This window comes from Roseibium sp. (assembly GCF_051016195.1).
Lineage (GTDB): Bacteria > Pseudomonadota > Alphaproteobacteria > Rhizobiales > Stappiaceae > Roseibium.
Map to the genome: position 1 here is coordinate 3,823,917 of NZ_CP134616.1, position 20,699 is coordinate 3,844,615.

The window sequence follows — 20,699 nt, forward strand, 5'->3', positions numbered from 1 at the left end:
TTATTTGACAATCTTAAAAATAGTCGTCAAAGTTAGAAAAAATTTGGAAACGCCGAGGCAAAAATGCGATTCATTGTTGGGACAGGTTCGTCGGGGCAGGGTGTCTTTCACGTGGAAGGGGAATGGGCCTGGAACCTCACGGCGGTAAACGGAAGTGTCGGTACGGATCTGAGCGCGATGGCCGCAGGCCGCATCGCTCTTGACAGTCTGGAGGCGCTGAAGGAAAGCGCTGATGCGGAGCCGCTTTCCTCAATCACCCCAGGCCTTCCGATCGAGCGTCCCGGAAAGATCATGTGTCTGGGGCTGAACTACGTCGATCACATCAAGGAAGGCGGCTACGAGGTTCCTTCCTATCCAGCGCTGTTCATGCGCTGCAACACGTCGATGATACCCGCAGGTGCACCGATGGTCCGCCCAAATTGCTCGGAACAGCTGGATTATGAAGCCGAACTGATGGTGATCATCGGCAAGGGCGGCAAACACATCAGCGAACAGGACGCGCTGGACCATGTGTTCGGCTACACGATCTTCAACGACGGGTCGGTGCGGGAATACCAGCGCAAGACCCACCAGTGGACACCTGGCAAGAATTTTGACGGAACCGGCCCGATCGGCCCCGTAGTCGTAACACCTGACGAACTGCCCGAGGGTGCCGAAGGCCTCAAGATCGAGTCGCGGGTCGGGACGGAAATCCTGCAGAGTGCAAAGACATCGGACATGCTCTGGAGCGTCGCCCGCACGATCGCGACCGTCTCCGAGTTCACCACCTTTGAATCCGGCGATCTGCTCGCCATGGGAACGCCTCCCGGCGTCGGGCACGCCAAGACCCCTCAGCGCTGGCTTCGCCCGGGTGAAGTCGTCGAAGTCGAAATCGAGGGCATCGGTATCTGCGCCAATCCCGTTATCGCCGAGGAAGATCTGGTCGCAACGGAGGCCGCGGAATGACGATAGCCGTCTCTCAAGCACCGACCGGTGAGGCGCTGGAAAAGCTGCGCGCGGAAGCGCATGCCCATATTCGCGATCTGCGCGATCGGATCGGCAAGCTGGATGATGATGGTATCGACCTGATCCTGCGGACCGCCAGGTCGCATTACGCCTGGCAGGACAGGCCCGTACCGCACGAAGTACTCGAGGCGATATACGAGATCACGGCTGCGGGCCCGACAAGCATGAACACATGTCCGGCGCGCTTCTATTTCGTCGAGAGCGACGAGGCAAAGACCCGGCTTGCGAAGGCGCTCAAGGACAAGAACATCGACAAGATGATGTCTGCGCCCGGCACGGTGATCATTGCGCACGACCTGGACTTCTGGAAGGAACTGCCGTTCCTGTTTCCGCACGAAGACCGGCGGCCGCACTTTGAGGGAAAGCCGGAACACTCCGAGACAACCGCGTTTCGCAACGGGACGCTTCAAGGAGCCTACTTCATGATCGCAGCGCGCGCGCTCGGTCTTGATGTCGGGGCAATGTCCGGATTTTCCAACAAGATCGTGGACGAGGAGTTTTTTGCCGGAACGACGCTCAGATCCAATTTCCTGTGTAATTTCGGCTATGCCGACGAGACCGCGCTGTTCCAGAAACTGCCGCGTCTTCCGTTCGACAAAGCCTGCAAGTTCCTGTGAGTCAGACGCATGGCGCTGAAGGCAAAGACGGTCGTCAAGCTTCGGTCCTCCGCGAAGGGGATCAGCCATTCCAGGACGGATGTCGGCATCCGGGATCTGACGGTTTCGATCGATGAACCGGAAGCGCGGGGCGGAACGAATCTCGGACCGGCGCCGACGGAGGCGGCTCTGGCCGCACTCGCCGGATGCACCAACGTGATCGGCAACAAGTGTGCCGACAGACTGGGCGTCGATATCGGACACCTGTCAATAGAAATAACCTGCGATTTCGACCGCAGGGGCGTCACTCTGGAGGAGGAAATTGACGTTCCTTTTGTCGCTTTGAGCCAAGTGGTGACGAGCGACGGGTCGGCAAGCGACGACGAACTCGCGCGCGTTGCCCGTGAAGTCGCCAAATACTGTCCCCTGTCGAAATTGTTCGAACAGTCCGGGACCGCACTCGAGACGGTCTGGCAGAAAGCCTGACCGCTCTGTTTTTTGGGAGGAGAATGCCATGTTTGGAAAAATGACGAGACGGGGCGCACTTGCCCTTGCGCTTTTGAGTGCCACCTCGCTGCCCGTTTCTGCGACGGAAAAAATCAAGGCCGTCGTCATCGACGGTTACCCGGCGCGTGCCCTCTGGGTGAAGGAATTCACCAACTTCTTCATTCCGGAAGTCGACAAGCGGCTGGCGGAAACCGGCAACTACAAGATGGACTGGCAGGAAAGCTACGGCGGCTCCATCGTCAAGCCAAAAGGTGTTCTGGAAGGCATCAAGCTGGGTCTCGGTGACATCGGCATCGTGACGACGATCTTCCATTCGTCGAAACTGCCGAGCCAGGCGATTTCCGCCGTGACGCCCTTCGTTGCGCCGGACTCCCGCGCGGTCGCCAAGGCGGTCGATGAGATCGCCAAGGAATTCCCGACCATGCAGAAGGAGTTCGAGCAACAAAACCAGGTATACTTGGCAACCGGCGTCGTGCTGGATACCTACCAGGTTTTCTCCAAGGAACCGATCAACAGCATTTCCGATCTTGAAGGCAAAAAGGTTGCCGGCGCCGGCATGAACCTCAGGTACCTTGAAGGCATTGACGGTGCTGCCGGTGTCCGTGGCGGATTGACCGACTTCTACAACATGCTGCAGACCGGCCTTGTCGACAAGGCGATGCTGTGGCCGGAAGCTGCCAGTACCTTCAAGATCGCCGAAGTTGCGCCCTACATGCTGAAGGCGGATCTGGGAGCGGTGAACTCCAAGACGATTACCGTGAACAAGGACTACTGGGACGGTCTGCCGGATGAGGTCAAACAGGTATTGCAGGACGTTGCCGTAGAGTATCGCGATCATGTGGCCGGTATCGCCATGGACCGGGCACAGGCCAGCCGTGACAAGTATGTGGAAGCCGGTGGCACCATCGTTGAAATGGATCCGGCCGAACGTGAAGCCTGGGCGACGGCGATCCCGAACCTTGCCGTCGAATGGGCCGCAGACCTTGACTCCAAGGGTGAGCCCGGCAGCGACATGTTGAAAGCCTACATGACCAAACTGCAGGACGCAGGCTTCACGCCGACCCGCAACTGGTCTGCGGAACTTTCGCAGTAAGGCAGCGACAACAAGCGGGAGCGCCGGAATGCTGCGATCAATCCGTACTGGCGTTCGCGCCCTTTCAAACCTCGCCAGTTGGGTTGCCATGGGTGCCAACGCAGTTGGCACCCTCATCGTGCTCGGCCTCGTCCTGATCGTGAATTACGATGTGGTCGCGCGCGGCCTCTTCAACGCCCCCTTCCGGGGGGCGTATGAAGTGGTCCAGTTCTCCATGGTGCTCATCGTGTTCCTGCAGCTTCCCGATGTGGTGAGAATGAACCGGCTGACGCGCTCCGACGGGTTCCTGACAATCCTGTCGACGACGCGGCCGCGTTCTGCAGGAACGATCCGGCGCACGATCAATTTCGTGTCGGGCGTGTTCATGCTGCTCGTGGCTTATGCGATCTGGCCGGAATTCGTCGAGATGTATGAAACAAAAGACTTTTTCGGTGTCCCGGGTATCTTCACAGCGCCGTGGTGGCCGATCAAGCTCGCCATCTTTCTGAGTGCCACCCTGTGCATGATCCTGTTTTTCATCAAGGTGATCATGCCGGATCCGGACGTCGAACCCGTCCGCCTTAACGAACATGCCGAGGAAAACGCGTGACACCTTTTGAAATCGGCATCCTGTCCGTCATCGCGATTGTCGTCCTTGTCTATGTCGGCGTCTATATCCCGATCGCGCTAGGCCTGGTCTCGTTCGTCTCGATCCTCCTGATGCGGGACAATTTCGATCTGGCGATCAACCTCCTGAAGATCGCGATCGGCGACAGCGTGATGGAGTACACGTTCGCAACCGTGCCGCTCTTCACCTTCATGGGGCTTATTGTGTCCAAGGCGGGGCTTGGCGCAGATATCTACACCGTGATGAATTCCGGATTTCGCAAGGTAAAGGGCGGGATCGGCATGGCGACCGTCGGGGCCAATGCCGTTTTCGCGGCCGTGACCGGGTCGTCCATCGCATCGGCCTCGGTGTTCTCGAAGGTATCCGTGCCGCAGATGCTGGCATTTGACTACAATCCGCGCTTTGCGGTTGGCGTCGTTGCCGGATCGTCCGTGCTTGGCATGATCATTCCGCCGTCTGCGATGCTGATCATCTATTCCTTTGTCGCGGAACAGAGCGTCGGAGACATGTTCCTGGCCGGCGTGGTGCCGGGCCTTCTCCTTGCTGCCGCCTATGTCATCGCGATCTTCCTCATGGGACGCGTCACCCCGAAATATGTCGGTGGCCGCCCGGCGGACGAAACAGAGTGGATGTCCCCGCGCGAGATCGCGGACAAGACCCTTCCGACCCTGATCCTGATCGTGGCCGTTCTCGGCGGCATCTATACCGGCTGGCTGACGCCGGTCGAGGCCGGGGCGGCCGGGTCACTGCTCGGGCTGGTGATTGCCGCGTTCCGCAAGAAACTGACACTGAAGACGCTCTGGCAAGCCCTTCTGGAAACCGGGCACATCACCGCCTCGATTCTGTTCCTGATCACGGCGGCCTCCATCTACAGCCGCATGCTCGGGCTTGCAGGCCTGCCGAACGAGCTTGGCAATCTTCTGACCGACACGCAACTGACCTTCTTCTGGATCATGGTCATTTACGTCGCGATGATGATCTTTCTCGGAACCATCCTGGACACGGCTTCCATCATCCTGATTGTCGTGCCGTTGTTCCTGCCGCTGATCGAACCGATGGGACTGTCCCTGGTCTGGTTCGGCATCATCACCGTTGTCGGTGCGGAGATCGGCCTGCTGACGCCGCCGCTCGGCATTTCCTGTTTTGTCATCAAGGCCACGCTGAACGATCCGCGCATCTCGCTGAAGGACGTTTTCATCGGGGCTTTCCCGTTTGCGCTGGTCATGCTCATCGTGCTGGTCGCGCTGATCCGCTGGCCGTCTCTGAGCCTGGCTATCCTGAACTAGAAGGTGTCCCATGCGTCACGTCACGAAAGACAATATAACCGATGTTTTCATGGGATATTTCGGTCCGGACACCGATCCGCGCCTGAAGGAAATCCTGAAGAGCCTGGTCACGCACCTGCACGACTTCGCCCGTGAAACGAACCTTACCCACGAAGAGTGGCGCAAGGGTATCGAGTTTCTGGAGGCAGCCGGCAACATCTCCGACGCCGAGCGTCATGAGTTTGTTCTGCTTTCGGACGTGCTCGGCCTGTCCTCGCTGGTGGACATGCTGCATTCCAACCCGCAGGGAACCTCGTCGAGCGTGCTCGGGCCGTTTCACATCACCGGCGCGCCGCCGCTCGCAATCGGCGGGGACATGCGCCGCGGTTTTGGCGGTGAGGTGCTTCTCGCAAAAGGCACGATCCGGGACGTGGACGGCAACCCGATCGAAGGGGCCGAACTCGATATCTGGCAGACGGCCCCGAACGGCATGTATTCCAGCCAGGATCCGGATCAGGACACCTATTCGTTCCATGGTATCCAGACGACGGGTCCGGACGGCCACTACGGTTTCACAACGGTCAAGCCGGTGAGCTACACGGTGCCGAGCGACGGACCGGTCGGGGACATACTGCGTGGCAGCGGCCGCCATCCCTGGCGTCCCTCGCATCTGCATTACATCGTCAAGGCGCCTGGTTTCCGGACGCTGGTCACCGAGATCTTTCCCGACGATGATCCATATCTTGACGAGGACACGGTCTTCGGCGTCCGGGAGGATCTCGTCATGACCTATGTCGAACAACCTGCCGGATCCTTCCCGTCCGATGGCTACGTGCTGTCGGGCAAGGTCGACGGTTCCTGGCTGCTCGCCGATTTCGACCTGGTTCTCGTGCGCGACGGCGCCTGAGCCGGCTCCCGCACTTTCCCCGTTCGCAAGCTCCTCTTCCCGAGGTGCGGAGGTTGGGCGGCTCGTTCCTTGAACTTGCCGCCCTTCCTTCGGATCGGGATTCGGGTCGTTTTCTGGGGGGACTTTGCTGGAAGGCGGGCTTTTCTCATGTAGTCGTTCCTGTCTGCCGCACAAGCCGCGACAAGACCGGACCCTGGCCCCCCGCGTGGCCAGATGGTGACTAAACCGGACAGAAAAGTGTGTACTGGATCCCTGCCTTTGCAGGGGCGACAAGGAGAAGAAGGCCGGACCCAAGCGGTTTGGGCTTTTGGAACAGTTTGTTCGGATCAGGACGCCTTCCCGAAAAGCAAGCAATCGGCATGGATCGCAGGGTCAAGCCCTGCGATGACGCGAGGGAGGGAGTAGGACTGGACAAAGACACTCATTGCTGGTCATGCCATGGCCTGACCATGGCATCCATGCCGTTCCCTCTCTGCTCCCCCTGAGACTTGGGGTGCAGAGACGTCGGGGGACGGACTCCGGCGATGCCTTGTTGTCCGAAATGACGGAAAGAGCAGTGGCCGAGCCCCACGTTTGAGCGTCATCCCCGACTTGATCGGGGATCCAATCCACGTTGCAGCGCCATTCGGTGCGCCTTCCCGAAAAGTGAGCAATCGGCATGGATCGCAGGGTCAAGCCCTGCGATGACGCTAGGGAGGGGGAGGGACTGGATAAAGATAATCTTTGCTGGTCATGCAATGGCCTGACCATGGCATCCATGCCGTTTCCATTCTGCTCCCCCTGAGATTTGGTGTGCAGAAACGTCAGGCGACGGATTGCGGCGATGCCTTGTTGTCCGGAATGACGGAACCTGCTGATCCTACTCGGCCGCTTCAACCGAGAAGTGCTTTTCCAGAAACGCGCCGGTGTTGCGGTAATGGTCGAGCAGCAGTTTGCAGGCCAGGTCGGTGTTTCTGTCGACGGCCGCATTCATGATGTTGCTGTGTTCCTTGCCGATGTCGCGGGCCGAGTAGTTGAGCGCCTGTCCGGCCAGGTAGCGGTACCGGATATTGAGGTCATAGAGCTGGTTGCAGAATTTCAGCAGAACCGGCGAATGACATCCGTTCAGAAGGTTCATGTGAAAAGCCTTGTGCAGCTCCTCGAAGCGCTCAACGTTGGTCCGCGGCTCGCGCATCATGCGATGATGGCTGATCACGAGCCTGTCTTCCCAGGCATGATCCGCGTTTGCGAGGCTCTCACGCAGCGCCATTTCTTCGAGATGACAGCGCAGGTTCAGGATTTCAGCGAAGTTCGACGGGCTCACGTCCGATGTCCGGAAGCCGCGCTGATCCAGGCGTTCGACAAGAAGGTCCGAGACGAGCAAAGTCAGAGCCTCGCGGATCGGCGATCCTCCCATGTCGAGAATCTGCCGCAGCTTTTCGATCTTCAGTTTTTCGCCGGGCGCGAGCTCGCCGACCAGGATCATCCTTCGGATCGCAAGATACGCCCTTTGCGTAGAGGAAGGTTCTTGCGATGCGTCCATCTGCATTTGTATAGCCATGGGTAAATAATATCGATTTTCTGACCAGAATTCCAGTTTTAACTAGGATGATGCGCAAGCGGGTCAAGTCAATTTGCACAAGAATTGCTCAACAGTTTTCGCCAATTTGCTTGGCTACTCAACTCTTTTGCCTGACTGTCGCTCAAGCAGGCCGTCACACACCCCAATTGCCGGAAAATACGTCACCGGCAGTTGACCAGAAATGTACTAATTAATAATAAACAATAAAACGAATCGGGAGGAATGATGTCCGCAACCCCAATTCTGCAAATCGGAACCAGCCGGTTTCTTCAGGCGCATGTCGATCTTTTCGTTTCAGAGGCGCTCCGGCAAGGCTCTGCGGTTGGACCGGTCACGGTTGTTCAGACGAGCGGCGACCCTGGCCGCTCGGCCCGGCTTGCGGCTCTTTCGGCCAAAGAGGGCTACGAGGTACAGGTGAGGGGCGTTGAGGGTGGCCAGCTGATCGAAACGCAGACGCGGGTCACCAGCGTGGCGAGGACACTGTCTCTTCCCGGCGACCTTGACCGCGTCCGGGACGTTGTGGTGAACGAAGCCCGGATCATCCTGTCGAACACCGCGGACGCAGGGTTCCGTCCGTGCGAGGCCGACTGCCGAACAACCTTCGATCAGGCAATGTCATACCCTGCGAAACTGACCTGGCTTCTCTATCAGCGGTTCCGGGAAAGCGGCGCTGGCATACAGATCATGCCGACGGAGCTTGTGCCGCATAACGGAGAGGTTCTTCGGGATCTCGTCTTCGGGATCGCCGACCTTTATCCGGCCGTGTTCCGAAACTGGCTGGAATCGGATGTCATCTGGGTGAATTCGCTCGTAGACCGCATCGTGTCCGAACCGCTCGAACCGGCCGGAGCTGTTGCCGAGCCCTATGCCTTCTGGGCCATTGAGGATCAGCCGGGTCTTTTGGTGCCATGCTCGCATCCGGACGTGCGCGTTGTGCCGAGCCTGGAGCCATTCGAAACGCTGAAGCTGTTCATCCTCAATCTCGGGCACACCTATCTTGTTTCCCGCTGGTTGGCCGAAGTGACGCTCAAGCGCCACAAATTCGTACGTGACATGCTCGCCGATCCGGAGGCGGCTGCAGACCTTGAAGATCTCTATACCCGCGAGGTCGTGCCCGGATTTGCGGCTCATGGCCGCAAAGACGAGGCGGCCGCCTATGTCGAGACCACGCTCGACAGGTTCAAAAATCCGTTTCTCGATCACAAGCTTGCCGACATTGCTCAAAACCACGCGGAGAAGATCGAGCGCAGGATCGGAGCGTTCCTGACCTGGGCGAGACAGGCGAATGCGTCGTTTTCCGCGCCGAGGCTGGACGCGATTTCAGCGGCATCAGCCAAGGTTCGCATGCTTTAGGTCACGTGCTTTCCAAACCCGGCAGGAGAGGATGTGAACCGGATCAGGCGCGTTTGTGGTCTTTCAGGGAGGCCAGGAGTGTCTCCTTCGAGCGGCGCAGGTGCTTGAGAGCCGCTTCTTCTGAATGCAAGCGGTCGTGAGCGAGCATGGCCCTGATCCATTCAAGGTGCTCCTCGATCGCTGCCGCGTTGCGTTCGCGCTCGTCGTGCTTGTCCCACATGTAGTGATAGTGGAAGATGAGCGAGATCAGTTTCTGCGCTTCAAGAACGAAGCGGTTCTTGACCACGCTGTTGACCGTTGAATGGAACTTTTCGTCCAGGGTCGAGAAGTCGTGGTACCGGGTTTTGAGGTCCTTCTTCAGGACCTCGTGCTCACGTTCAAGATCCTTGAGCTTCACCCAGATTTCATGGTCTTCGGGCAGGGACAGAAGCTGTCTGACGGCATTCATTTCCAGAACGAGCCGGAAGTCGGAGAGTTCAACGGCAAACTCCGCCGTGAAACCGGAAAGGGTCCATCCACCCTTGGCCCGCCGTTCGACAAGACCGAAGCGGCTCAGTCCCGACAGGAACTCCTGCAGGCCGTGGGGCGGGACACCGAACTGGCGTGATAGCTGAGCAATGTTCAAGGAGGTTCCGGCAGGCACGTCAAAGCGCAGGATCCACTCGAAGAAAAGCTTTTCGAGCTCTTCGCCCGAAGGCGCGCTTTCCGATTGCGACAGGCGGTGTTTTTGTTCCGGCCGCCTGATCAGCGTTTTCTGCCTTCCCTCCCAATCGATCAGGTCTTCTTCGTCAAGTTTTTGCAGGGCAGTGCGCACGATGGTCCGGCTCACCTCCATCCGCTCCGCCAGCACAACCTCGGCAGGCAGTTGGCTGCCAACATCCATTGTGGCGCAGATATCCAGCAACTTGTTGTAAGCGCTTCGAAAACGCTCGTCAGTACGGGCCATGACGCGAAACTAGCACATCCTCGATGAAGCACAATTCCTGAAATTTCGTATAAAAAAATAAAAAACAATTGACGAAGCTTAATTCGAATGTAAGGCTGTTTTTAATAATTAAATTCAATTTTCGCCCGGGAGGACACATGGCGAATCTTGATAGGGGGGCGTATCCTGTGCCGGCGGCATTCAGACTTTCGGCCGGGTCGTTTCACAAGCTATCGGCTGTTCTGACCCTTTTGGCGCTGGTGATCGCGTTTTCGTTTGGCAACGACGCGTTCCTGACCGTCAATAACGGTCTCACGGTTCTTCTCCAGACCTCGGTCATCGGTTTGCTCGGCATCGGCATGACGATGGTCATCATCACCGGCGGCATCGACCTCAGCGTCGGATCTGTCCTGGCGTTGTCTGGGGTCGTGACGGGTCTATCGATTAAGGCAGGTGTTCCGACTGCGCCGGCAATGGCTCTGGGGATTGTTGCCGGGGCGTTTTGCGGTTGCCTGAACGGCTTTGTCATCACCAAGATGCGGATCACGCCCTTTGTCGCCACCCTCGGCATGATGCTGATTGCGCGTGGTGTTGCGCTGCAGTTGACCGGGGCGGCTCCAATTTCACGTCTCGGCGAAGCCTTCGGCATCCTTGGCAACGGGTCTCTTTTCAGGATCGTTGAGAAGACCGGCGGCATTTTCCCGAAGGTGGTGTTCCCGGGCATCCCTTATCCCGCGATCCTGCTTGCGGTCGTGGCAATCGCTGCCGCCTATCTTTTGAACAGGCGGCAGGCCGGAAGGCATATCTATGCGACCGGGTCGAACGAGGAGGCGGCACGGCTTGCCGGTGTTCTGGTCGACCGGACGAAAATCTTCGCCTACACGCTGTCGGGCGCCCTTGCAGGTCTGGCGGGCAATGTCCTGATGTCCCGCCTTGTCACAGTTCAACCGAATGAAGGCGTGATGTACGAGCTTGATGCGATCGCCGCAGCGGTGATCGGCGGAGCCTCGCTGATGGGCGGGGTCGGCAACATATCCGGTACCATGATCGGCGCCTTCATCATCGGCGTTCTGCGCAACGGCCTCAACATGGCGGGCGTTTCCGCCTTCATCCAGCAAATCGTGATCGGCGTGATCGTCATTCTGGCGGTCTACATCGATCAGATCCGAAACCGGCGCTGACAAGCCGGACAACCAACAAACATGTCTTCAACCGGAGGGAATAATCCATGAAAAAGCTGATTTCGACCATGATGATGGCAAGTGCGCTGGTGCTGACGGGCGCCGCCGCGCAGGCCGGTGAAATCGCGGTCATCGTCAAGACGACCAACTCGAATTTCTGGCAGAACGTGAACAAGGGCGCCAGCGCCGCGATCAAGGGGCAGGAAGCGCATACGATGACCTTCAACGGCCCGGCTTCGGAATCGGCGATCGCCGATCAGGTGAGCCTTGTTGAAAACGCGATCAACCGCGGCGTTGCCGGGATTGTTCTTGCACCGTCCGATCCGGAGGCGCTGACGCCAGTCGTCAAGAAGGCTTTCGAGGCGCAGATCCCGGTCGTCATCATCGATTCCGGGTTGGCCGACAACGCCAAGGAATACTACCAGGCGTTCCTTTCCACCGACAATTGCGCTGCCGGCAAACTGGTCGCCGACAAGATGCTGTCCGAAGTCGGCACCGAGGGCAAAGTGGCCGTGATGTCCTATGTCGCCGGTGTCGGATCGGAAATCGGCCGTGTCGGGTGTTTTGTCGAGCATATCAACGAGAAGTCCGACATTGAAATCGTCGGCCCGTTCTATTCGCAGTCGCAGATGGCAACCGCACTCAACCAGACCACCGATGTTCTGGCAGCCAATGACGACCTCGTCGGCATCTTCGGCGCTAACGAGCCGACGGCAATCGGCATGGGCCGTGCGATCGTTCAGGCGGGCAAGGCCGGCAGCATCACCGCGCTCGGCTTTGACGGCAATTCCGACCTTCAGGACTTCGTGCGCGACGGAACACTTGCAGGGACAGCCGTGCAGGGATCTTTCCAGATGGGTGAACTCGGCGTTCAAACGATCATGAAGCTGTTGAGCGGCGAGAGCGTCTCTGACTTCATCGACACGGGCGTTGTGCTTGCCACGAAAGAGAACATCGACCAGCCCGAAGTTCAAAACGTCCTTTACTGACAAATCCCAACTTGCCGGGGGCACACTCCTTCCTTGTGTTCCCGGCACTTTTTTGATGAAGGGCCCTTTGCCATGAGCCTCGACAGCGCGTCACAGCCCCTTGTTGAGATGAGCAACATTGAAAAGCATTTCGGCGGCATTCGCGCGGTCAACGGTGTGTCGCTGGACCTTTATCCGGGCGAGGTGGTCGGCGTTCTCGGGCATAACGGGGCGGGCAAGTCGTGCCTGATGCGTATCCTGTCCGGGGCAATGATTGCGAATGAAGGCACTATCAGGGTCAATGGAGACCTCGCCGAGATCCAGAACCCCCACGATGCGCGCGACCTGGGGATTGAAACGATCTATCAGACCCTTGCACTCGCCGATCACCTGAATGCACCCGCCAACCTCTTTCTCGGGCGCGAGCTGAAAACCGGGCTTGGCAATCTCGACGACCGCAAGATGATGGCCGAGACGCAGCGTGTCTTGCGCAAGCTCAACCCGAACTTCAAGAACCTCGACGACCCGGTTGCAAAGCTCTCCGGCGGCCAGCGGCAGGTTATTGCGATTGCACGGGCAATCTATTTCAATGTGAAGATCCTGATCATGGACGAACCGACGGCTGCGCTTGGTCCGTCCGAGACGGCGATGGTCGCCGACCTCATCAAGGGACTGAGGGCCGACGGGATCGGCATCCTGCTTGTCAGCCACGACATGCATGATGTGTTTGAGTTGTGCGACCGCGTTGTCGTGATGAACAAGGGCAGGAATGTCGGGTCTCATCGGATTGAAGATGTGACCAAGGATGATGTGCTCAGCCTCATCATCAAGGGTGAACTGCCAGAAGACTGGGTGCCGCGCGGCCGGGATAAACTGCAATGAAGCATGAGACAGCGACACCAGCAGACGGAAAGAACGCAAGAATGCCCTGCGGCGTCGTGGTGGAACCGGGCGTGTTCCAGCTGGCGGAACAGGATCTGCCGATGGATGCCCCGGACGGCTGGGTGCTGGTCGATATCAGCGCTGTCGGCATATGCGGAACCGACTATCATATATTCGAAGGCAAACACCCGTTTTTGAACTATCCGCGGGTGATCGGCCACGAACTCAGCGGACGCGTGGCCAGGGCGACCAGTCTCTGGCAGGACGGCGAACTGGTCGTCGTCAATCCCTATCTCTCCTGCGGAAAGTGCCGCGCGTGTAGAAAGGGCAAGCCGAATTGCTGCGAGAACATCGAGGTTCTGGGCGTTCACAGGGACGGCGGCATGTGCTCCAGGATCGCCGTGCCGGAAACGAACCTCTACCGGGCCACCGGTCTCAGCGAGATTCAGGCAGCCATGGTCGAGTTTCTGGCGATCGGTGCGCACGCGGTCCGGCGCGCCGGTGAGCTGAAAGGTGAGCGCGTGCTCGTGACCGGGGCAGGTCCGATCGGCCTGGGCACGGCGCTTTTTGCGCGCATCCAGGGAGCGGACGTTCACCTGCTCGATCTGAGCGAAGCGCGGTTGCGGCAGGCAGGGGAGAAGTTCGGTTTTGAAAAACAGCACCTTGCCGGGACGGACATCCTGACCGGATCGCTTTCCGACGGCTTCGATGTCATTTTTGACGCCACGGGAAGCGCACGTGCGATCGAGGCGGGCTTTCAGTTGCTCGCCCATGGCAGCCGTTACGTGCTGGTCAGCGTGGTCAAGGACCAGATCCGGTTTGACGACCCGGAATTTCACAAGCGGGAAACCCAGATCATCGGCAGCCGCAATGCAACGGCCGAGGATTTCGAAACGGTGATGCAGGCCATTCGCAACGACTTGATCGACACGGATGCGCTCTGTTCACTCACGATCCCGGTTCAGGACATGGCCGGCCGCTTCGAAGCGCTTTCCGGTGACCGCGAGACGCTGATCAAGGCGGTCGTGACGTTCTGATACCGAGGCTGCATCTCCAATTCACGTAGGCGCCGCGTGCCAGGTTCGTCGCCGGGCAGGCGTCAGAGATTCTGCGGACTTTTCAAAGAGGGGGCTCTCGCTGTATAGAGAGCGCCGACGGCTCCGGGTCGGACGGAAGATTTGCCTTCTCCGCGAGCGCTCCTTTAAGCAAAAGAATACGCCTGATGAACGATTTTCTCGTTGCCGCCCTTTATCTGTTCACGCCCCTCGACGACTACGAGGAGATGCGTGATCCGCTCAAGGCATTCTGCATCGAAAACGATGTGCGCGGCAGCTTGCTCCTGGCAAGCGAGGGTATCAACGGAACCATCTGCGGACCGGAGGCGGGCGTTCGGGCGGTGCTCGATCACCTGCGCGCTGACCCGCGTCTGACCGCACTGACGTACAAGGAGGCCTGGACGCACCGGCACGTGTTCAAACGCATGAAGGTGCGGCTGAAACAGGAGATTGTTCGTCTGGCGGTCGACGGCATCGACCCGAACGAAATTGTCGGGGAGTATGTCAAGCCGGAGGACTGGAACGCGCTGATCTCAGACCCGGACGTCGTCGTGATCGATACGCGCAACGACTATGAATTTGCCTTCGGCACATTCGAGAAAGCCCTCAATCCGGAGACGCAATCGTTTCGCGAATTCCCGGACTGGGTCAATGCCCAGGAAAACCTTGAGAAGAAGCCGAAGATCGCCATGTTCTGCACCGGCGGGATCCGGTGCGAGAAGGCGAGCGCCTGGATGCTGAAAAACGGCTTTGATGAGGTCTACCATCTTGAAGGCGGCATCCTGAATTATCTGGAACAGGTCCCGGAGGAAGAGAGCCTCTGGAAGGGTGAGTGTTTCGTGTTTGACGACCGCGTGTCCGTCGATCATCAGCTCCAGCCGCGCTGGGGAGAATGGGTGCCGGAGGAGGCACGGCACATCATCAACGAAGACACCGACTACGAAAAAGGGTCGAAGGAACAGGCCTGATCTGAAGGATTTCCGGTCGCAATCTCTTAACGGGAGTTAACTTTTTGCTTTAATGCCTTGTCAAAATTCCCTAAAATCGAGTTGCAGGATATTTTCCTGCACCAGACTGGGGGATGAGTTTATGCGTCGCAGTTCCTGGAGCGCGGTTATCGCGCTGGTACTTACACCTTTTCTTGCATCTTTTGCCCATGCAGGCGGCAAGGCGCTTGCCTGCTATCAGCAGGCGACGGTTCCGGCTGTTTACAAGACCGTTCATGAACGCGTTCTGGTGAGGGCCGCAACCCAAAGGGTCGTCAAGCGACCGGCGGTTTATGGCTATCAAAAGCGGCGTGTGCTGGTGCAGCCCGAGCGCGTCAGCTACCGGATGACACCGGCGGTGTATCAAACACGTCACCGCAAGGTGATGGTGCAGCGGGCCAGCGTCGGCTGGGAATACCGGATGATCAAGGGCGTCAAAACGCTGTGCAAGGTCCAGCACCCGGCTGTCTACAAGACCGTCAGCGAGCGGGTTCAGGTGCAGGCTGCGTCCAAGGTCGCGGTCCGCCATCCGGCGATTTACAGCACCGTGAAGGAAAAGGTGATGGTGCAGCCGGCGTCCAGCCATGTGATCAAGGAACCGGCCGTCTACAAGACCGTCAGCCGCCAGGTCATGGTGGAGCCGGCCCGCACGGTCTGGCAGCCGGTGAAGGTCAGAGGTTGCCGGCACTGACGCCGGAAGCCATGTTCTTCACATTAGATTGCGGGCAAGGCAATTCGCTACAGAGACAACGTTGTGATCTGAGGCGCTGCCGCAATGTAACCGGCGAGTGGGCTCCGACTCGAGGCCGTGGTGACGGTGTGTGTTTGGCCTTTGCTCTCAACAAGCACCCAGTGCCGTCCCGGACCCGATCCGGGACCAAAGTGTTTTTTGAAACGAGGCCCCGGCTCAGGGCCGGGGCGGCAATGAGGGGGACAGAACGCCAGTCTTTCCTCTGCATCGGGGGATTTGCCGCATGCCCGGAACCACCCACAGGCCCGGACACCTCTTCCCGCGGGAGAGGTCGGCCTGACAGGCCGGGTGAGGGACCAGAGCTGTCAACTCGCCTCAGACCTTTGCGCCCTCACCCTGACCCTCTCCCCCCGGGAGAGGGAAACCGGGGAGGAGCCGTGCCCGTTTAACTGCGTCTCCAGATCCGCAGCTTGAGAGTGCTACATCAGCGCCGTCCCGGACCTTATCCGGGACCAGTGCGTGTCTTGTCACATGGTGGCGGTTTTCGATGCCATTTTGTCGGACTAAACCTTAAACCGCTCCGTCTTCAAACCCTTGCGCCCGTGGCCTTCCACGAGGAAGAGGCCGCCGGAGAGTGTGTCCGGCTCGATGGCGGTGGGGTCGGTCGGTTGCTTGATCGTGGTGACGATCAGCTGATCGAGTTCCGGGCCGCAGAAGCAGGGCATCGTCGGCTTGGGCACAGGCATCGGGATCGCTTCCAGAAGGTTGCCGTCGGGCGCGAAACAGTTCAGCACACCTGCCGAAACACCGGCACTCCAGTAGTTGCCGTCCGCGTCCACGGTCGCGCCGTCCGGACGGCCGGTCTCGTTGGTCTGCTGGGCGTAGAGCATCTTCGAACCAAGAGCGCCTGTTGCCGGATCGAAGGCATAACACTCGATCCAGCCGGGCGTGGAATCGGCGTGATACATGTAGGTGCCGTCGGCGCTCCAGGCGAGGCCGTTGGAGCATTGCAGTTCGTCGCGGATTTCTTCGACATTCCCCTTGCCGTCAATCCGGAAGAGCCCGGCGATCGGTTCGCGCGGGGAGGCGGTGTCCATGGTGCCGATCCAGAAGGCGCCGTCCGGGCCGATCTTGCCGTCATTGAGACGCGTGCCGGGAACGTCCACCTGCACCTCGGCGAGGATGTCGCTCTTTTCCGTCTTCGGGTCGAACAGCAGGATCTTGTCCCAGACGCCGACGACAAGGCGGTCGTCTTCGGTCAGGCCGAACGAGCCGACTTCGTTGTCGAAATACCAGGTGGTGATGTCACGTGTCGTCCAGTCCATCGACTGAATGGTGCGGCCCTGGATATCGACCCAGAGGAGACGGTTGTTGCGCTCGTCCCAGGTCGGGCATTCGCCAAGCTGATAAGTTGTGTCGAGAAAACGGGTGATCTTGTGGGACACCGTGGCTGGATCCTTGAAGTGCCGGAAATAATCGGATGCGGACTATATAACCGACTTCACCTGCCGTCGAGACTGCAATCGGCCCTGACGGTTCGGTGGCTTGCACGGGGGTCATGCTCTTGCCTGTCTCAGACTTCCGCTTCCAACGGTATTGCCGTCCGTTTGACGATCGGGCGGATGGCGAAAGAGGATTTCATTCTCAGAACGCCGGGGAGCTGGGACAGGTGATCGCGGTGAATGCGTTCAAAATCAATCGGATCCGCCGCAGTCAGCCGCAATATGTAGTCAGCATCCCCGGCCATCAGGAAACACTCCATGATTTCGTCTGACCGAGCGACTGCGCGTTCGAAGCTCTCGAGCGTTTCCTTGGACTGGCCTGTCAGAGAGATCTCCACAAAAACATCCATGCGGCGGCCGAGTTTGCGCTGATCGAGCAGGGCGACGTAATTCTCGATGACGCCTGCTTCTTCAAGCCCGCGCACCCGCCTGAGGCAGGCGGATGCCGACAGTCCGACCACATCGGCAAGGTCCGCGTTGGCGATCCGGCCGTCCTTTTGCAGCACGTCGAGGATTTTCCGGTCGAGGCGATCGAGTTTCATTATGTTGCACCGCACATATTGCGCTAAACTTTGACCATGATCGCAGAAGCTGCGACAGTTTTCCAGATTAGCGCAATAAAATTGTTCGATAGCCACTCTGGCACAGTGCGAACGCAAGCACATTCGACGGCAAAAGACATACACTTGTAAGCAATCAATAACGCTTCCAGAGGAGACGTGGTTATGCGCATTGGTGTGCCGAAGGAAATCAAGAACCATGAGTACCGGGTTGGTCTGACACCTGACAGTGTTCACGAGATGATCGCCCATGGACACGAGGTGCTCGTCGAAACGAACGCCGGCGCCGGCATCGGTGCCAGTGACGCCGACTACCAGGCCTCAGGTGCCAAGATCCTTGGCACTGCGAAGGAAATTTTCGACGCCGCGCAGATGATCGTGAAAGTCAAGGAACCACAGGCGGTCGAGCGCGCCATGCTGCGCCCGGATCACATTCTCTTCACGTACCTGCATCTGGCTCCCGATGCGGACCAGACAGCTGATCTGGTCAAATCCGGTGCGACCTGCATTGCCTATGAGACCGTCGTGGATGTAAAAGGCGGCCTTCCGCTGCTGGTACCGATGTCCCAGGTTGCCGGACGTCTTTCGGTCATCGCCGGCGCCAAGGCGCTGGAAAAGGCGCATGGCGGTTCCGGAACCCTTGTCGGTGGTGTTCCCGGTGTCGAGCCAGCCAAGGTTGTCGTCATCGGTGGCGGCGTTGTCGGATCGCATGCCATCACCATGGCGATCGGACTTGGAGCAGACGTTACGGTTCTGGACAGAAACACCACGGTTCTCGGCCAGCTTGCCCAGACATTCGGTCCGGCTCTGAAGACCGTCTATTCAACCAAATCCGCGCTCGAAAAACATGTCCTTGAAGCGGACATGGTGGTCGGCGCCGTTCTGGTTGCCGGTGCGGCTGCGCCGAAGCTTGTGTCGAGAGATCTTGTGAGCCGCATGAAGGCCGGTTCGGTTCTTGTTGATGTTGCCATCGATCAGGGCGGCTGCTTTGAAACGTCCAAGGCGACCACCCACTCGGACCCGACGTATATCATCGACGACGTGGTGCACTATTGCGTCGCCAACATGCCGGGTGCCGTGCCGAAAACCTCGACCTATGCGCTCAACAATGCAACGCTTCCCTTCGCGCTGGCGCTTGCCGACAAGGGGGCAAAGAAAGCGCTGCTCGACGATCCGCACTTCCTGCCGGGCCTGAACGTGATCGGCGGCCAGGTGACCTGCGAAGCGGTTGCCGAAGCCCTCGGCTACGACTATGTCGATCCGGCGACCGCCCTTGCACAGAGCGACGCCAGCCAGGCTGCGTAAGCCCGTCAAGGCTCTTATCGTTGGAAAGGCCGGTCATGTGACCGGCCTTTTTGTTTCAGACAGCTTGGCGACCTTCCCGAGTTGTCGGGCAACTTGCGTGGACAACCTCCCACATCTGATTTAAAGCTCGAAACAATAACGGGAGGAGACGCCGGGATGAATGGTGCGGAAGCGCTGGTTGAGACAATGCTGGCTTCCGGCGTTTCGGTTTGCTTTGCCAATCCGGGTACGTCCGAAATGCATTTCGTTGCAGCCCTGGACACGCATCCGGAGATGCGCTGCATCCTCTGCCTCTTCGAGGGTGGAGTGACCGGAGCCGCAGACGGCTACGCCCGCATGAGCGGCAACGTGGCCGGCACTCTGCTTCATCTCGGACCCGGCTTCGGCAACGGCTGGGCCAATCTTCACAACGCACGCAAGGGACAGTCCGGTGTCGTCAACATCGTTGGCGATCACGCCGGGTATCACCTGAAGCATGATGCGCCGCTGCAGGCGGACCTCGATGGCGTGGTCGGCTCGGTTTCTCATTGGGTCCGACGCGCGACAGACAGTTCCACGGTGGCGGGGGCAGGGGCCGAGGCGATCCGGATGGCGCGCAGCGGCCAGATCGCGACCGTCATCCTTCCAGCGGATTCGGCGTGGGGTGACAGCGGGTCGGGACCCGCGAGCGAGTTGCCGCCGGTTCGCAAGCACCGGCCTGACGAAGACCGCGTCAAGGCGTCCGCGCATGCCCTGACGCTTCCAGGAGCCGCCCTTCTGGCGAGTGGTCCGGCGCTTTATGGTGCGGGGGCGGAACTCGCCGGCAAGATCGCCGCCCGCACAGGGTGCCGGCTGCTTGCGCCGTTTTTCGCACCCCGCATCGCGCTCGGCGACGGGGCCGTGGCGTCCGAGATGCTGCCTTATAACGTCGACGTGAGCGCAGAGTTCCTGTCCGGTCTGAAGCATATCGTTCTGGTCGGGGAAGACCCGCCGGTCAACTTCTTCGCTTATCCGGGAAAACCCTCAACGCCGGAACCGGCGGGCTGCGCGATCGGACAACTCTGCTTTGCCGATTGGGACGTCATGTGGACGCTCGAAAAGCTTGCGGAGGCAGCAGGTGTCGATGACAGCGAAGACGTTGCAAGGATCGCTTATGACGTGCCGCCGCTTGAAAGCGGACCGCTCTCTGCGGAAGGGATCGGGCGCGGGCTTGCGAACCTGCTTCCCGACGGCGCGATCGTGGTGAACGAAGCGGTGACCGCCGGACCCGGTATCTGGCCGGCGGTGAACGGGTCTTCGCATCATGACCGCATCAACAATACCGGCGGATCGATCGGACAATGCCTGCCGAACGCGCTTGGAGCGGCCGTGGCATGTCCGGACCGGCCGGTCCTTGCCGTTTCCGGAGACGGGTCCGCCATGTATCAGGTCCAGTGCCTGTGGACGGCCGCGCGCGAAGGCTTGAACATCACGTTCGTCATCATTGCGAACCGCGGCTACCAGATCCTGCATGCCGAGCTTCAGGCGCAGGGCGCGCCAAAACCGGGACGCAATGCACGCGCCATGTTCGATATCGAGGACCCGCTGATTGACTGGGTGGCACTGGCTGCCGGTCATGGCGTTCAAGCCGTGCGCGCCGATACGGAGGAATCCTTCGCCGAAGCGATGGAAATGGCGGCACGCACGCAAGGACCCTTCCTGATCGAGGCCGCGATCTAGCACACCACGGAGGAGCACAGGCTGGTATCAGGGCGGCGCGGTTCAGGCTTTC

The 20,699-nt window shown here is 59.3% G+C and carries 20 protein-coding genes; 16 read left to right on the forward strand and 4 right to left on the reverse strand.

The window, feature by feature from the left end:
- The first annotated feature begins 63 nt into the window (after positions 1-63).
- From RDA78_RS17445 to RDA78_RS17475, 7 genes are read left to right on the forward strand one after another with little or no spacing between them, the layout of a single operon-like run.
- On the forward strand, positions 64-945 hold the full coding sequence (locus RDA78_RS17445) for a fumarylacetoacetate hydrolase family protein (protein WP_434051087.1): 882 nt from the start codon (positions 64-66) through the stop codon (positions 943-945).
- Entirely contained in the window at positions 942-1,622 is a 681-nt protein-coding gene (locus RDA78_RS17450; RefSeq protein ID WP_434051088.1) for a malonic semialdehyde reductase, read from the forward strand. Before RDA78_RS17445 ends, RDA78_RS17450 begins: the two co-directional genes overlap by 4 nt.
- Before the next feature lie 9 nt (positions 1,623-1,631).
- Complete coding sequence (locus RDA78_RS17455) at positions 1,632-2,087, forward strand: OsmC family protein (protein WP_434051089.1); 456 nt, start codon at positions 1,632-1,634, stop codon at positions 2,085-2,087.
- Positions 2,088-2,115: 28 nt separating this feature from the next.
- Entirely contained in the window at positions 2,116-3,201 is a 1,086-nt protein-coding gene (locus RDA78_RS17460; RefSeq protein ID WP_434051090.1) for a C4-dicarboxylate TRAP transporter substrate-binding protein, read from the forward strand.
- A 28-nt stretch (positions 3,202-3,229) separates the two neighbouring features.
- Positions 3,230-3,790 (forward strand): TRAP transporter small permease subunit, encoded by a 561-nt coding sequence (locus RDA78_RS17465; RefSeq protein WP_434051091.1) that lies wholly within the window; start codon positions 3,230-3,232, stop codon positions 3,788-3,790.
- Positions 3,787-5,094 (forward strand): TRAP transporter large permease, encoded by a 1,308-nt coding sequence (locus RDA78_RS17470; protein WP_434051092.1) that lies wholly within the window; start codon positions 3,787-3,789, stop codon positions 5,092-5,094. Before RDA78_RS17465 ends, RDA78_RS17470 begins: the two co-directional genes overlap by 4 nt.
- Positions 5,095-5,104: 10 nt before the next feature.
- Positions 5,105-5,980 carry a dioxygenase gene (locus RDA78_RS17475; RefSeq protein ID WP_434051093.1) on the forward strand — a complete coding sequence of 292 codons (876 nt, stop codon included), beginning with the start codon at positions 5,105-5,107 and terminating at the stop codon, positions 5,978-5,980.
- 859 nt (positions 5,981-6,839) lie between these two features.
- Here RDA78_RS17475 and RDA78_RS17480 read toward each other — a convergent pair.
- Positions 6,840-7,520 (reverse strand): GntR family transcriptional regulator, encoded by a 681-nt coding sequence (locus RDA78_RS17480; protein WP_434051094.1) that lies wholly within the window; start codon positions 7,518-7,520, stop codon positions 6,840-6,842.
- A gap of 246 nt (positions 7,521-7,766) precedes the next feature.
- Between RDA78_RS17480 and RDA78_RS17485 the strand changes: the two genes are divergently transcribed.
- Positions 7,767-8,894, forward strand: a complete 1,128-nt coding sequence (locus RDA78_RS17485; RefSeq protein ID WP_434051095.1) for a mannitol dehydrogenase family protein — start codon at positions 7,767-7,769, stop codon at positions 8,892-8,894.
- Between the two features lie 43 nt (positions 8,895-8,937).
- Here RDA78_RS17485 and RDA78_RS17490 read toward each other — a convergent pair whose 3' ends face one another.
- Positions 8,938-9,840 carry a GntR family transcriptional regulator gene (locus tag RDA78_RS17490; RefSeq protein ID WP_434051096.1) on the reverse strand — a complete coding sequence of 301 codons (903 nt, stop codon included), beginning with the start codon at positions 9,838-9,840 and terminating at the stop codon, positions 8,938-8,940.
- A gap of 137 nt (positions 9,841-9,977) precedes the next feature.
- Here RDA78_RS17490 and RDA78_RS17495 point away from each other — a divergent pair, with 137 nt between their 5' ends.
- The 6 genes from RDA78_RS17495 (at position 9,978) to RDA78_RS17520 (ending at position 15,582) form a co-directional block, all read left to right on the forward strand.
- Entirely contained in the window at positions 9,978-11,000 is a 1,023-nt protein-coding gene (locus RDA78_RS17495) for an ABC transporter permease (RefSeq protein WP_434051097.1), read from the forward strand.
- A 47-nt stretch (positions 11,001-11,047) separates the two neighbouring features.
- Positions 11,048-11,989, forward strand: coding sequence for an ABC transporter substrate-binding protein (locus tag RDA78_RS17500; RefSeq protein WP_434051098.1), 942 nt, complete (start codon positions 11,048-11,050; stop codon positions 11,987-11,989).
- A 72-nt stretch (positions 11,990-12,061) separates the two neighbouring features.
- Entirely contained in the window at positions 12,062-12,850 is a 789-nt protein-coding gene (locus tag RDA78_RS17505) for an ATP-binding cassette domain-containing protein (RefSeq protein WP_434051099.1), read from the forward strand.
- Between the two features lie 41 nt (positions 12,851-12,891).
- On the forward strand, positions 12,892-13,887 hold the full coding sequence (locus RDA78_RS17510) for a zinc-binding alcohol dehydrogenase family protein (protein ID WP_434056171.1): 996 nt from the start codon (positions 12,892-12,894) through the stop codon (positions 13,885-13,887).
- A gap of 185 nt (positions 13,888-14,072) precedes the next feature.
- Positions 14,073-14,873 carry a rhodanese-related sulfurtransferase gene (locus RDA78_RS17515; RefSeq protein ID WP_434051100.1) on the forward strand — a complete coding sequence of 267 codons (801 nt, stop codon included), beginning with the start codon at positions 14,073-14,075 and terminating at the stop codon, positions 14,871-14,873.
- A gap of 121 nt (positions 14,874-14,994) precedes the next feature.
- Positions 14,995-15,582 (forward strand): hypothetical protein, encoded by a 588-nt coding sequence (locus RDA78_RS17520; protein ID WP_434051101.1) that lies wholly within the window; start codon positions 14,995-14,997, stop codon positions 15,580-15,582.
- A 563-nt stretch (positions 15,583-16,145) separates the two neighbouring features.
- Here RDA78_RS17520 and RDA78_RS17525 read toward each other — a convergent pair.
- Both RDA78_RS17525 and RDA78_RS17530 read right to left on the reverse strand, forming a co-directional pair.
- Positions 16,146-17,027, reverse strand: coding sequence for an SMP-30/gluconolactonase/LRE family protein (locus RDA78_RS17525; RefSeq protein ID WP_434051102.1), 882 nt, complete (start codon positions 17,025-17,027; stop codon positions 16,146-16,148).
- A 128-nt stretch (positions 17,028-17,155) separates the two neighbouring features.
- A complete protein-coding gene (locus RDA78_RS17530; RefSeq protein ID WP_434051103.1) occupies positions 17,156-17,626 on the reverse strand; it encodes an Lrp/AsnC family transcriptional regulator in 471 nt (156 codons plus the stop codon).
- 183 nt (positions 17,627-17,809) lie between these two features.
- On the opposite strand from RDA78_RS17530, the gene ald reads away from it, so the two are divergent.
- Positions 17,810-18,949 carry an alanine dehydrogenase gene (ald, locus tag RDA78_RS17535; RefSeq protein WP_434051104.1) on the forward strand — a complete coding sequence of 380 codons (1,140 nt, stop codon included), beginning with the start codon at positions 17,810-17,812 and terminating at the stop codon, positions 18,947-18,949.
- A gap of 156 nt (positions 18,950-19,105) precedes the next feature.
- A complete protein-coding gene (locus tag RDA78_RS17540; RefSeq protein ID WP_434051105.1) occupies positions 19,106-20,647 on the forward strand; it encodes an acetolactate synthase large subunit in 1,542 nt (513 codons plus the stop codon).
- Positions 20,648-20,699 lie beyond the last annotated feature (52 nt).